Here is a 14,313-nt window from a genome sequence, read left to right as displayed (position 1 = left end):
AAATAGATACGGGAGGCCATTGGCCTCCCGTCGGGTGCGGAATATATCTTTTTACACAGCAGTTTGGAAGATCACGCCATCAGCTTTATCAGTATATTGGCTTAACTGATCAAAATTCAGGTAACGGTAAGTATCTTCTGCGGTCTTATCAACCTGAGCCATATAAGTTTGATATTCATCCGGAGTTGGCAGACGCCCCAGCAGTGATGCAATCGCCGCCAGTTCAGCCGAAGCCAGATAAACATTCGCCCCATTACCTAAGCGGTTCGGGAAGTTACGGGTGGAAGTCGACACCACTGTAGCCCCATCTGCCACGCGCGCCTGGTTACCCATACACAGAGAGCAACCTGGGATCTCAATGCGGGCGCCACTCTTACCAAAGACGCTGTAATAGCCCTCTTCAGTCAATTGCGCGGCATCCATTTTGGTCGGTGGTGCAACCCACAGGCGGGTTGGCAACTGGCCTTTGTGCTGATCCAGCAATTTACCAGCAGCACGGAAGTGGCCAATGTTAGTCATACAGGAACCGATAAAGACTTCATCGATTTTGCTGTTAGCCACATCAGACAGCAAGCGGGCATCATCAGGATCGTTTGGCGCGCAAAGAATCGGCTGAGTGATTTCCGCCAGATCGATTTCGATCACTGCGGCGTATTCCGCATCCGCATCACCTTCCAGCAGATTCGGGTTCGCCAACCAGCTTTCCATGCCATTGACACGGCGCTCCAGTGTACGGCGGTCGCCGTAACCTTCAGCTATCATCCACTTCAACAACACAATGTTGGATTGCAGATATTCAATGATCGGCGCTTGATCCAGCTTGATGGTGCAACCAGCCGCAGAGCGCTCAGCGGAAGCATCCGCCAGCTCGAATGCCTGTTCAACTTTCAGCTCTGGCAGACCTTCAATTTCCAGAATTCGGCCAGAGAAGATATTCTTCTTACCTTGCTTTTCAACGGTCAGCAGGCCTTCTTGAATCGCGTAGTAAGGAATTGCATGCACCAGATCACGCAGAGTGATACCCGGCTGCATTTTACCTTTAAAGCGCACCAGCACAGATTCAGGCATGTCTAATGGCATCACGCCTGTTGCTGCCGCAAAGGCCACCAGACCAGAACCCGCCGGGAAAGAAATCCCGATAGGGAAACGGGTGTGTGAGTCACCGCCGGTGCCGACAGTATCTGGCAGCAGCATGCGGTTAAGCCATGAGTGAATAATGCCATCACCTGGGCGCAGCGACACACCGCCACGGTTCATAATAAAGTCAGGCAGTGTGTGGTGAGTGGTCACGTCAACTGGCTTCGGATACGCCGCCGTATGACAGAATGACTGCATCACTAAGTCAGCCGAGAAACCCAGACAGGCTAAGTCTTTCAGCTCATCACGGGTCATCGGGCCGGTGGTATCTTGTGAACCGACCGAGGTCATTTTAGGTTCGCAGTATTCACCTGGGCGCACACCAGCAACACCGCAAGCGCGACCAACCATTTTCTGCGCCAGCGAGAAACCTTTGTTACTTTTGGCAACCGGCTTGGCAATACGGAAGACTTCACTGACCGGCAAGCCCAGAGATTCGCGGGCTTTGGTGGTCAAGCCACGGCCGACGATCAACGGGATACGCCCACCAGCACGGACTTCGTCCAGCAGCACTTCAGTTTTCAGCTCGAAAGTGGCGAGTATCTCACCAGTGTCATGAAGGCGAACTTCGCCCAGATATGGATAGATATCAATGACATCGCCCATATTCAGGTTGCTGACATCCACTTCGATAGGTAAAGCGCCGGCATCTTCCATGGTGTTAAAGAAGATTGGCGCAATTTTGCTGCCCAGCACCACACCGCCGCCGCGCTTGTTTGGCACGTAAGGGATGTCGTCACCCATAAACCACAGCACGGAGTTAGTGGCAGATTTACGGGAGGAACCGGTACCGACTACATCGCCAACATAGGCCAGTGGGAAGCCTTTTTTGTTCAGTTCTTCAATCTGTTTGATCGGGCCAACACTGCCCGGTTGATCCGGATGAATACCTTCGCGAGCATTTTTCAGCATCGCCAAAGCATGCAATGGAATATCAGGGCGAGACCAAGCATCTTGAGCTGGAGACAGGTCATCGGTGTTAGTTTCACCGGTCACTTTAAACACGGTTACAGTGATTTTTTCTGCCAGCGCTGGGCGGGAAAGATACCATTCGGCATCTGCCCAGGATTGCATGACTTTCCTGGCATGGGGGTTGCCGGCTTTAGCTTTTTCTTCCACATCGTAGAAGTTATCAAACATCAGCAAGGTATGAGATAACGTCTTGCCCGCAATTGGTGCCAGCTTTTCATTATCTAACGCATCAATCAGCGGATGAATGTTATAGCCGCCCTGCATGGTACCAAGCAATTCAATCGCTTTTTCGGCATTAATCAGGGGAGAGTGGGCTTCGCCCTTGGCAATCGCCGCCAGAAAACCGGCTTTAACATAGGCTGCTTCATCAACACCGGGCGGTACGCGGTTAATCAGCAGATCTAATAGGAATTCTTCTTCGCCCGCAGGCGGATTTTTTAATGATTCAACCAGCGCGGCCATTTGTGACGCATCTAATGGCTTGGGGACGATACCCTCAGCAGCACGCTCGGCTACGTGCTTACGGTATTCTTCTAGCACGACTCTCTCCTCGCTTTAATTATCATATATTTTCTGGGCTATCAGTAGCCACCAGCCATCATCATGATGCACCAGGTGTAAGGTAAGATGCCCAGTTTTGCTCAGCCAGCATACCAGTATTTGAACTCAGTGTTAATTCGTTCACATAAAAGCAACATTAAATTTTTGCTGAATCGTTGAGCGCAGTGTAATCATCTGACGTATTGATAGTGGCTCTCAGTTAGCCCTTTGCAGTAGGGTAATATCCGTAAAATACCTCGGCATAATAACCTTATTAAATGAATGGACACCATCTTGCAATGAGAATCTCGTGCTGCCGGTAGGATTTTTAGGACGAGGAATAACGAATGGAAGATATTGTGGCGATAAATGAAGCAGAAACAGCCGATAATGACTGTTTCTGCTTTAACAAAAGATCCTATGCTCCAAGTATGAAGGGCATTTAGAACTGAGTATTCAAGCTAACAAAATATGTCCGGCCTGACTCATTGTAAGTGGCAGCCCCTGCCCCGGCGATCCCCGCCACACTTTGGGCATTACCCGCGCGGAACTGGCGTTTATCGAACAGGTTTTCAATCCCAGTGGTGACACTGACATTTTTAGTCAATGTATAGCTGCCACTCAGGCCGAAGATAGCATACGGGCTGACTTCATTGCGCGCTGAGCCAGTGACCGGCAGACCTTGATAGTCATATTTCTTCGGCTTCTGACGCCCATACCAGGTCACTGTCGACAGTAAGGACAAATCATCTGTTGCCTGCCAGCTCAGTGAGCTGTTCAAGGTATATTTCGGCGTGATTGATAAATAATCACCGGTGGTTTTATTCTTCGATTCCAGCATGTAGGTCAGATTGCTGCTCCATTGCACCGCGTCGGTGAATGGCACGGTCAAGTTACCTTCCAGCCCTTCAACCAGCGCTTTCGGTACGTTTTCCCACTTGAATATATCAGAATTAGTGTAAGCGCCGGTGCCGCCATTGGCCGTTCCGAGGGAGACGATACCCGGCTCAATCTTATTACGATAATCATTACGGAAGTAAGTTATACCGGCAATAATACCGTCGTTATGGAACTCGAACCCTATCTCTTTGTTGACACTGGTTTCCGCTGACAGCGCGTCATTACCCATCAGGTAGCAACTGCCCCCTGCACCATAGCAACCCTGACCACGGCTATATAATAGATAGTTAGGGTTGGTTTGATAGAGATTTGGCGCTTTATAGGCGCGGGCAATCCCCATTTTCATGGTGAAGTAATCGCCCAGTTCTTGTGACAGATTTATCCCCGGACTCCAATTGCTTCCCGCAGTGCTGTGATGATCAAAACGCAGCGCCGGGGTGAGCATGGTGGTCTCCGTCAACTCGATATTGTCTTCAACAAATACCGAGGCTATCTGTGCTGAAGTGCGCGTATCTCGCCCGACGCCCGTCAAACCACTGACACTGCCGCCCTCAGTCGTGGTCTGAGTATTGGAGGTCGGGTCATTCATTTTCTGGTCATTCCATTCCGCGCCGACAGTCAGCACTTGATTAACCCCTAACTCAAACGGCAGGTTAACCTCGGAATGGGCTAAATAGTTGTCCAATTTGATCGTGCTGAATTTGTTATTGGAGAAGATACCCTCGGTGCCGCCCGCCAGCCCCTCATTAATGCGTGAGTTGCGGGTATTTTCATATTGGACATAAGAGGTGGTGCTCACGCCGTTATCCCAAAAACCGCGATGTGTCAGTGAGAAATTACCACGATACATTACATTGGTTTCTGCGCCATATAGGCTGCGCACAATGGCATTGCTGTTGGTGTTTTGTGTATCACCGGCATAAATATTACCCTGGCGGCTATAACCCGCCTCGAACGCCAGGGATTGACCTTGAGCAAACTCCCAACTCAGTAACCCATTGATATCTTTATTACGAACCCCTTCACGACCGGCTGGCAAGGTGCCTACTTGATTTCCGGTACGGGCTGATTCATGGCCTTGGTTAATATTCCAATCATCAGCATCAGTTTTGTTGTATCCGCCGTATAAGCGGAAATTGACGGTATCACTTAATGGCCCCAACAGGCTGAAGTCGGTGCGACGAGTCGCGCCTTCTTCGCTATGCTGCGGCATATTCATGTAAGCATTCCAGCTACCATGCAGCTCTTTGTCCGGCTGTTTGGTAATGATATTCACCACACCACCCGCGGCACCATTGCCATAGCGCGCAGCGGCAGGGCCGCGTAATACTTCGATTTTCTCGACCATATTCGCCGGTACCCAGTTGGTATCACCACGGGTATCGCGCTCACCACGCCAACCATAACGCACCGCATTGCGGCTCGAAACCGGAATGCCATCAATCATGATCAAGGTGTTTTCAGGCCCCATGCCACGAATATCGATCTGGCGGTTGTTCCCGCGCTGGCCGCTGGCAGAGTTACCGGAAAGGTTAACACCGGGCATAGTTCGGATAATTTCGGACAAATCATTCGCCGGAGGGCGCTTGCGGATATCTTCTGCGGTGATAGTCGATGCGCCCAGCGCTTGGCGGACTTGTTGCTGAGCCGTGACCACCAAGGTATCGCCAGTTACCGCTTTGCTTTCTGCCGCGGTTGTTTTTTGTTGTTGTGTCGTGTCTGTATCAGACCCTGCCTGAGTGGTATCTTGTGTCTGCGCCCAAAGCGGAGTCGAAATACAGATACCAATCAAGCTCGCTAAGGTCGTCAGAGAGCGCCGCTGCCATTTTACTTTCATTACACTTTCCCCGATGCAAAAGCCCACAGCGAATGTCAGCAGAGGAAAGTCTCTACCAATCTATTCATGGGGCAACAAAAACGAACAAGATTGATAATTATTTTCATTATCAATTCACGCGGCTAATTGTTACATTTGCAATCAGAAAAAAGGTTTGTGTAAACAGCAAAACTCTTTGTTATAAAGTCAATATCAGTGGAGAGTTCATTATGTCGGTGGTGAAGAAAAACAAGTTGCGCAATGTCTCCCCCTCGTCTAAACCAATTTATCGCGACCAAATTGTGCAACAGTCAAATCTGGTGGCCAGTGATTATCAGTTGAGCGGCACTAAGTTAGCGCCCACCGACCCTGTATTGTATGGCGATTTTCAGGTATTGCGGCTGAATCCACATCTGATCCTGCATACCGCGAATGTCACCAACCTTTCCGATATCAAGACACAGAATCAGCTCAACCCAGCGTTGAAGCTAGCGATTGTGGTCAGTGGCAGCGCACATATTTCATTTGGTGGTAAGCACCTGCATTTGCAGGAGAAAAGCGATGCATCACTGATTTCACTCACTGAAAACACGCTATTTACTCGCCACGGTAAAAATAATAGCCATGAGCGTACTCTGACCCTCACATTTGATCGGGAATGGTTATATGGCGATTTACTGCCGCAGACTGGCACCTGGGATACTTTATACAACTTCACTCAGCAGCATTTGGCGATTCATTTATGGCGGCCATCAATTCATGCCCAAGCAATCGCTCAGAAAATAGCAAGTGCGCCGCCCTTTTCAACGCCATTGGAGCGCCTGCACTGCGAAACGCAATGTATTGGTCTGATTATTGAAGCATTCAGTTCACTGGAACAGCAGGCGCTACAGCAAAATAAAATATCATTACGCGGTATGAACCGAGTGCAACAGGTCCGTGACTGGCTGGAAAGTGGTGAAGCCGACCATCTTTCAATGAGTGAATTGGCCCAACGGGTGAATATGAGCCAAAGTACTTTGCAGCGGCGTTTTTGTGAAAGCTACAACATTACGGTGTTTGAATATCTGCGCCATTGCCGTTTAAAACGCGCGATGTTGGCTATTCAGAAAGAAGGGATCAGTATTGATCAAGCCGCCACTATTGCGGGTTATACTAGCCCGGCAAATTTCGCTACCGCATTGCGGCGGATATTTAATATTTCTCCCAGTCAATTACGCACTGGACAGTTTTTTTAACTAATCCAGCCAATAAGATTTCACTCCGACTAATATAAAAAATAGTGGTATTTATTAATCGTCACAACATAAATATAAATAAAACCGTCAATAAGATTTTTCATCTTGATTTAACATTCACTTTAGCTAAATATTTAACCGCACTCCCGATTTAAAAAAATGTAATTAACTACAATAACGAATGTTAATATGGAGTTTTTATGAAAGGAAACCTCACCCTATTAATACTTATTTATATTATTATATCTATTAAAATAGCACACTCCCGCCCAGTAGAACCTAAATATCAATCAAATAAAGAGAGTTTTAGTCAATATCAAGCCAGACATTGTAAATGGGAAAACCGCATGGCGTGCAAAGAAGTCCCCGAAGACCAGGGGAAAACACCGCCACCGACCAGTGAAGAAATTGCACTGGATGTAGGTCTGGGAATATTAACCGGCGGCCCGACCCCACAGCCGAAAGGATTTAAATTTTCGGTAGGAAAGCTACCTATTAAGCCGACAGCAAAAGTGCCAACAACGCCCAAACTCAGCACCAGCAGCGAACGAATACCCTTACTATCGACAACAGCAAAGCCTAAAACTAAAGGTGTAATAAGAAGAGTGAATGGCAGATTGGGTTATCTTTTAGGCGATCCAAACGCACCAACTCTGAGTGATGAACCACCACTTAAACGAGCAAGAATTGACAGTTCAGAATCAGACTCATCCAGTGCAAACGAATCTGATTCATCCAGTATAAAAGAATCTGACGCGGAGAATGATAACACTCAGCAACCCGAAAAAAGCAAATTCACAATAATACATCGGAGAAGCCCTATTCAAGAAAGTGAAATAGAAGTCGCCCTTGAGGAAATCAAAAGTATTTATAGTGAGAAGTTTTGGCATGACACTCAGCTAGATATAAAGGATGAGATTTCAGAGTATAATAAATTACGCACCAATGAAAAAATTAGCTTTCAAGATTACTTTGCCTTAAGAGATTACACTGAAGACGGATACGAAAGAATTAATAATTCCATACGAAGAAAAAATATTACGCCAGATATTAAAATAGAAATAGATCAATTAACCAATGCACTCATGCGTCATTCAGATGTTAACTCTTCACTTAAGAATAAATCATTTAGAAATTTAACCACAGAAAATACAGATACGGTTTATCGCGGTGAAGTCAGAAACCAGGCTGAGTTTGAAACACAAATAATAGAAGAAGAAATCTACAATAATGATAGTTTTTTTAGCACCACCTCAGATGAAGAATATATTACACACTTTAATACAGACGATCTCAATGATGGCGAAGTTAATGTCAGATACACTATTCATTACCCCAAAGGCTTGACCTACAGCACCGATATTTCAGCCCTATTGGATAATAATGAAGAAACCAGAATATTTCTGCCCCACAGCCGTTTTTTGGTGACTAAGATAGATGTCATCGGCGACGGAACAATTGAAGTAGAAATGCGCGTTCTCAGAGGCTTGCAATCAGAATTTATCCCCCCACCGGTAACCATTAATTAAAATTATTGTTTCCATAAAAAACGGCCCTGATAAAAGGGCCGCTTCAGTGTTGCATCTGTAAATACCGCGTCAGCAGAAAATTATTTCTTTTTCGCTTTCGGGTTAGGCAAGTCAGTAATGCTACCTTCGTAGATTTCCGCAGCCAGACCAACAGATTCATGCAGCGTTGGGTGAGCATGGATTGTCAGGGCGATATCTTCAGCATCACAACCCATCTCAATGGCCAGACCGATTTCACCTAACAGTTCACCACCGTTAGTCCCGACAATCGCGCCACCAATGATGCGGTGAGTTTCTTTGTCGAAAATCAGTTTGGTCATACCGTCTGCGCAATCAGAAGCAATAGCACGGCCCGATGCCGCCCACGGGAAGGTGGAGGTTTCGTAGCTGATGCCTTTTTCTTTGGCTTCTTTCTCAGTCAAACCCACCCATGCGACTTCTGGTTCAGTGTATGCAATAGATGGAATGACTTTTGGATCGAAGTAATGTTTCATGCCGGAGATAACTTCAGCAGCAACATGGCCTTCGTGAACACCTTTGTGTGCCAGCATTGGCTGACCCACGATGTCACCGATAGCAAAAATGTGCGGCACGTTGGTACGCAGTTGTTTATCTACATGGATAAAACCACGCTCGTCAACTTCAACGCCAGCCTGACCTGCATCCAGCAACTTACCGTTAGGCACGCGACCGATAGCGACCAGAACTGCATCATAGCGCTGTGGTTCTGCTGGGGCTTTTTTGCCTTCCATGGTGACATAGATGCCGTCTTCTTTGGCTTCTACCGCCGTCACTTTGGTTTCAAGCATCAGGTTGAATTGCTTGCTGATGCGCTTGGTGAATACTTTCACTACGTCTTTGTCGGCCGCCGGAATAACCTGGTCAGCCATTTCGACTACATCAATCTTCGAACCCAGTGCATGGTAAACCGTACCCATTTCCAGACCGATAATGCCGCCGCCCATTACCAACAGACGTTCTGGGACAGTTTTCAGTGCCAGCGCATCAGTTGAGTCCCAAACACGTGGGTCTTCATGAGGAATAAATGGCAGTTGGATTGGACGAGAACCTGCGGCGATAATCGCGTTATCGAAAGTAATTGTGGTTGGGCCGTTTTCACCCTCAACAACCAGAGTGTTCGCGCCAGTAAATTTACCAAGACCGTTAACCACTTTGACTTTACGGCCTTTAGCCATACCTGCCAAACCACCGGTTAACTGATTGATAACTTTCTCTTTCCAAACACGTACTTTATCAATGTCAGTTTTAGGCTCGCCAAACACGATACCGTGTTCAGCCAATGCTTTGGCTTCTTCGATAACTTTAGCAACGTGCAACAACGCCTTGGACGGGATACAACCGACATTCAAGCAAACACCACCCAGAGTGGCATAACGCTCAACCAGAATAGTTTCTAAACCTAAATCCGCGCAACGAAAAGCAGCAGAGTACCCTGCTGGGCCTGCCCCAAGTACCACGACCTGAGTTTTAATTTCAGTACTCATCATGACCTCTTAATTGTTTGTCCGGCGGATCAGACACCATTTTTTTGGCTAATTAATCTCATAACGCCCGCATCCACCGTGACGCTTGCACCGCGTGCAGTTTACAGAATTGTTAATAACCTGAAAAGCCGCATCGCGTGACGAGGGTCTCAACAACCTTGTCGACTTATGTAAAAACAAGGCCGGCGCGAAGCCGGCCTTAGCAATTACATCACCAAACGGCGAATATCAGCCAGCATGTTATTGATGATGGTGATAAAGCGTGCACCATCAGCACCGTCAATCACACGGTGGTCGAAAGAGAGTGACATCGGCATCATCAGACGCGGTTGGAACTCTTTACCGTTCCAGACTGGTTCTATCGCAGACTTGGAGACACCCAAGATAGCCACTTCCGGCGCATTAACAATAGGTGCGAAGTGAGTTGTCCCGATACCGCCCAGGCTGGAGATGGTGAAGCAACCGCCCTGCATTTCGCCAGCGGTCAGCTTGCCATCACGAGCTTTCTTGGAGATAGCCATCAGTTCACGGGACAGTTCAGTGATGCTTTTCTTGTTCACATCCTTGAATACCGGAACTACCAGACCATTTGGCGTATCTACCGCGACACCGATGTTGATGTACTTTTTCAGCGTCAGCTTCTGACCATCTTCTGACAGTGAGCTGTTGAAACGTGGCATCTGCTCGAGAGCAGCAGCAACCGCTTTCATGATGAACACCACTGGGGTGAACTTCACGTCCAGCTTACGCTTGGCAGCTTCGTCATTCTGCAGCTTACGGAACGCTTCCAGATCGGTGATATCGGTTTTGTCGAAGTGTGTCACATGCGGGATCATGACCCAGTTGCGGCTCAGGTTAGCACCAGAGATTTTCTGGATACGGCCCAATTCCACTTCTTCGATTTCACCGAACTTGCTGAAATCAACTTTCGGCCACGGCAGCATGCCTGGCAGACCACCGCCAGCAGCAGGGGCAGTTTCAGCACGTTTGACCGCATCTTTCACGTAAGTCTGAACGTCTTCGCGCAGGATACGGCCCTTACGGCCAGTTCCTTTCACTTTCGCCAGGTTAACGCCAAATTCACGCGCCAGACGGCGGATAACCGGCGTGGCATGCACATAGGCATCATTCTCAGCAAACTCACCTTTGCTTGCAGCTGGAGCCGCAGCAACTTTAGCTGGCGCAGCAGCAGGAGCGGCTTGCTGGGCTGGAGCTTCAGTTTGTGGTGCTGGAGCCGAAGCTGCCGCCGGTGCTGCACCTGCAACTTCAAATACCATGATCAGAGAACCGGTTTTCACTTTGTCGCCGGTGCTGATTTTGATCTCTTTCACGATACCGGCGAAGGGTGCAGGTACTTCCATAGAGGCTTTATCGCCCTCTACAGTGATAAGAGATTGTTCCGCGGCAACAGTGTCACCCACTTTAACCATCACTTCAGTGACTTCAACTTCATCATCACCGATATCTGGCACTTCAACATTTTTCGCCGCTGATGCCGCAGGAGCCGCTGCCTGAGCAGGAGCTGCTGGTTTCTCTTCAGCTTGAGCAGGTGCCGCAGCGGCACCCGTAGCTTCGAAGATCATCATCAGCTTGCCAGTCGCCACAGTATCGCCGACCGCAATTTTGATTTCTTTAACGACACCCGCCTGCGGTGAAGGGACTTCCATAGAAGCTTTATCACCTTCAACGGTGATCAGCGATTGTTCAACTTCAACAGTATCGCCCACTTTCACCATAATTTCGGTGACTTCAACTTCATCCGCACCGATGTCAGGTACATTGATTTCGATAGACATTTGTTCTTTACCTCTTATGCCAGACGCGGGTTAACTTTATCGGCGTCGATACCAAACTTAGTAATTGCTTCTGCAACTACGCTGGTGTCGATATCACCGCGTTTAGCCAATTCACCCAGAGCTGCAACCACCACGTAAGAAGCATCAACTTCGAAGTGGTGACGCAGGTTCTCACGGCTGTCAGAGCGGCCGAAACCATCTGTACCCAGAACGCGGAACTCGCTGGCAGGAATGAAGTTACGAATCTGTTCAGCAAACAACTTCATGTAGTCAGTAGAAGCAACCGCTGGCGCGTCATTCATAACCTGAGCAACATAAGGTACACGTGGAGTTTCTGTTGGGTGCAACATGTTCCAGCGCTCACAATCCTGGCCATCGCGCGCCAGTTCAGTGAATGAAGTTACACTGTACACATCAGAACCTACGCCGTAGTCGTTAGCCAAAATCTGAGCTGCTTCGCGAACGTGACGCAGAATTGCCCCTGAGCTCATCAACTGCACTTTGCCTTTGCTACCTGCAACAGTTTCCAGTTTGTAGATACCTTTACGGATACCTTCTTCTGCGCCCTGCGGCATTGCTGGCATGTGATAGTTTTCGTTCAGCGTGGTCAGGTAGTAATAAACGTTTTCCTGCGCGTCGCCATACATACGTTGCAGACCATCATGCATGATGACGGCTACTTCGTATGCATAAGCTGGATCGTAAGAGATACAGTTCGGGATAGTCAGTGACTGAATATGGCTATGACCATCTTCATGTTGCAGACCTTCGCCGTTCAGTGTGGTTCGACCTGAAGTACCGCCGATCAAGAAGCCACGTGCCTGTTGGTCACCCGCAGCCCAGCACAGATCGCCGATACGTTGGAAACCGAACATGGAGTAGTAGATGTAGAACGGGATCATTGGCAGATCGTTGGTGCTGTAAGAAGTCGCAGCAGCCAGCCAAGAAGAAGCGGCACCCAACTCGTTGATCCCTTCTTGCAGGATCTGGCCTTTTTCGTCTTCTTTGTAGTAAGCAACCTGTTCACGGTCTTGCGGGGTATACTGCTGACCATTCGGGCTGTAAATACCAATCTGACGGAACAAACCTTCCATACCGAAGGTACGGGCTTCGTCGGCGATGATTGGAACAATTCTGTCTTTGATAGACTTGTTCTTCAGCATCACGTTCAGCACACGCACGAAAGCGATAGTGGTAGAGATTTCTTTGTTCTGCTCTTCCAGCAAAGAGCTGAAATCTGACAACGCTGGCATTTCCAGCTTTTCAGTGAACTTAGGCAAGCGAGTTGGCACGTAGCCTTCCAGCGCCTGGCGGCGTTCGTGCAGATACTTAGACTCTTCGGAATCTTTCTCGAAAGTGATGTATGGCAGTTTTTCGATATCAGCATCAGCAACCGGCACATTGAAACGATCGCGGAAGTGGTGAACCCCTTCCATGTTCATTTTCTTCACCTGGTGGGCGATGTTTTTACCCTCAGCTGTTTCGCCCATGCCGTAACCTTTGATGGTGTGGGCCAGGATAACAGTTGGTTTACCGGTAGTTTCTTGTGCTTTTTTCAGTGCAGCAAAGACTTTCTTCGGATCATGACCGCCACGATTCAGAGACCAGATCTCGTCGTCGCTCATGTCTTTCACTAATGCAGCAGTTTCTGGGAAACGACCAAAGAAGTGTTCGCGCACATAAGCGCCGTCTTTGGATTTGAAAGTCTGGTAGTCGCCATCCAGAGTCTCGTTCATCAGTTGGATCAGTTTACCGCTGGTATCTTTACGCAGCAGTTCATCCCAACGACTACCCCAAATAACTTTCAGAACCTGCCAGCCAGCACCGCTGAAGATGCCTTCCAGTTCATTAATGATTTTGCCGTTACCTGTAACCGGGCCATCGAGGCGCTGCAAGTTACAGTTGATAACGAAGACCAAGTTATCCAGTTTTTCACGGGTCGCGATGGTGATCGCACCTTTAGATTCTGGCTCATCCATCTCGCCGTCGCCCAAGAAGGCGTACACGGTCTGTGCTGAAGTGTCTTTCAGACCACGGTGAGACAGGTATTTCAGGAACTTAGCCTGATAGATTGCACTGATTGGGCCAAGGCCCATAGAGACCGTCGGGAACTGCCAGAACTCAGGCATCAGTTTCGGGTGCGGGTAAGAAGACAAACCTTTACCGTCAACTTCCTGACGGAAGTTATCCATCTGTTCTTGCGTCAGGCGGCCTTCAAGGAAAGCACGCGCGTAAACGCCCGGAGAGATGTGGCCCTGGAAGTAAACCAGATCGCCGCCGTCTTTTTGGTTACGAGCACGGAAGAAGTGGTTGAAGCAAACCTCGTAGAAAGTAGCGGAAGATTGGAAGGATGCCATATGGCCGCCCAAATCCAGATCTTTCTTCGACGCACGCAACACGGTCATCACGGCATTCCAACGGATGGCTGAACGAATACGACGCTCCAGCTCCAGGTTGCCAGGGTAAGCGGGTTCGTCTTCTACCGGGATAGTGTTGATGTAATCACGGCTGGCTGAACCAGCTGCAACACTCACACCACCTTTACGGGCTTCGCCCAAGACCTGATCAATCAGATACTGAGCACGCTCAACACCCTCTTCACGGATGACCGATTCGATCGCCTGTAGCCAGTCGCGGGTTTCGATCGGATCCACGTCATTATTTAAACGTTCTGACATGGTGGTATTCCTTATCTGTTTCTAATGGTTTATTTGGAGCCTATCTTCCTGTGCTTTAACCTCAGGCTAAAGCACGTGCCCTGGTGAAAACACCGGAAGATAGGCCCATCAGTTTTTCCCCGTCATACTTCAAGCTGCTGGGGTGTTGGCTGCACTCTTGCCCCCCAGTCACTTACTCAAGTAAGCTCTTGGGGATTCACTC

Annotated in this window: 7 protein-coding genes; 2 read left to right on the top strand and 5 right to left on the bottom strand. The window is 48.6% G+C overall.

Translation table 11 applies throughout. The annotated features are described in order from the left end of the window. Positions 1-51 precede the first annotated feature (51 nt). A complete protein-coding gene (gene acnB / locus DXZ79_RS03980) occupies positions 52-2,649 on the bottom strand; it encodes a bifunctional aconitate hydratase 2/2-methylisocitrate dehydratase (protein WP_038636238.1) in 2,598 nt (865 codons plus the stop codon). Positions 2,650-3,091: 442 nt separating this feature from the next. After that, on the bottom strand, positions 3,092-5,386 hold the full coding sequence (locus tag DXZ79_RS03975; RefSeq protein WP_038636239.1) for a TonB-dependent siderophore receptor: 2,295 nt from the start codon (positions 5,384-5,386) through the stop codon (positions 3,092-3,094). 209 nt (positions 5,387-5,595) lie between these two features. Here DXZ79_RS03975 and DXZ79_RS03970 point away from each other — a divergent pair, with 209 nt between their 5' ends. Both DXZ79_RS03970 and DXZ79_RS03965 read left to right on the top strand, forming a co-directional pair. Further along, complete coding sequence (locus tag DXZ79_RS03970) at positions 5,596-6,603, top strand: helix-turn-helix domain-containing protein (protein ID WP_120011121.1); 1,008 nt, start codon at positions 5,596-5,598, stop codon at positions 6,601-6,603. Positions 6,604-6,803: 200 nt separating this feature from the next. Continuing rightward, positions 6,804-8,132 (top strand): ADP-ribosyltransferase, encoded by a 1,329-nt coding sequence (locus tag DXZ79_RS03965; protein WP_120011120.1) that lies wholly within the window; start codon positions 6,804-6,806, stop codon positions 8,130-8,132. Positions 8,133-8,212: 80 nt separating this feature from the next. Here DXZ79_RS03965 and lpdA read toward each other — a convergent pair whose 3' ends face one another. From lpdA to aceE, 3 genes are all read right to left on the bottom strand, one after another. Then, entirely contained in the window at positions 8,213-9,637 is a 1,425-nt protein-coding gene (gene lpdA / locus DXZ79_RS03960; protein ID WP_005156808.1) for a dihydrolipoyl dehydrogenase, read from the bottom strand. Between the two features lie 206 nt (positions 9,638-9,843). After that, positions 9,844-11,433, bottom strand: a complete 1,590-nt coding sequence (aceF, locus tag DXZ79_RS03955) for a pyruvate dehydrogenase complex dihydrolipoyllysine-residue acetyltransferase (protein WP_038636243.1) — start codon at positions 11,431-11,433, stop codon at positions 9,844-9,846. Positions 11,434-11,447: 14 nt separating this feature from the next. Further along, positions 11,448-14,111 (bottom strand): pyruvate dehydrogenase (acetyl-transferring), homodimeric type, encoded by a 2,664-nt coding sequence (gene aceE / locus DXZ79_RS03950; RefSeq protein WP_038636245.1) that lies wholly within the window; start codon positions 14,109-14,111, stop codon positions 11,448-11,450. Positions 14,112-14,313: the final 202 nt, after the last annotated feature.

This window comes from Yersinia rochesterensis (assembly GCF_003600645.1).
In the GTDB taxonomy this organism is placed as follows: Bacteria; Pseudomonadota; Gammaproteobacteria; order Enterobacterales; family Enterobacteriaceae; genus Yersinia; species Yersinia rochesterensis.
This window is presented reverse-complemented; position numbering and strand designations above follow the sequence as displayed.

What these genes read in the sequence shown, in the direction of transcription:
- DXZ79_RS03975 (WP_038636239.1), bottom strand. Translation starts at nt 5,386, where the DNA reads ATGAAAGTAAAATGGCAGCGGCGCTCTCTGACGACCTTAGCGAGCTTG.
- DXZ79_RS03970 (WP_120011121.1), top strand. Translation starts at nt 5,596, where the DNA reads ATGTCGGTGGTGAAGAAAAACAAGTTGCGCAATGTCTCCCCCTCGTCT.
- DXZ79_RS03965 (WP_120011120.1), top strand. Translation starts at nt 6,804, where the DNA reads ATGAAAGGAAACCTCACCCTATTAATACTTATTTATATTATTATATCT.
- lpdA (WP_005156808.1), bottom strand. Translation starts at nt 9,637, where the DNA reads ATGAGTACTGAAATTAAAACTCAGGTCGTGGTACTTGGGGCAGGCCCA.
- aceF (WP_038636243.1), bottom strand. Translation starts at nt 11,433, where the DNA reads ATGTCTATCGAAATCAATGTACCTGACATCGGTGCGGATGAAGTTGAA.
- aceE (WP_038636245.1), bottom strand. Translation starts at nt 14,111, where the DNA reads ATGTCAGAACGTTTAAATAATGACGTGGATCCGATCGAAACCCGCGAC.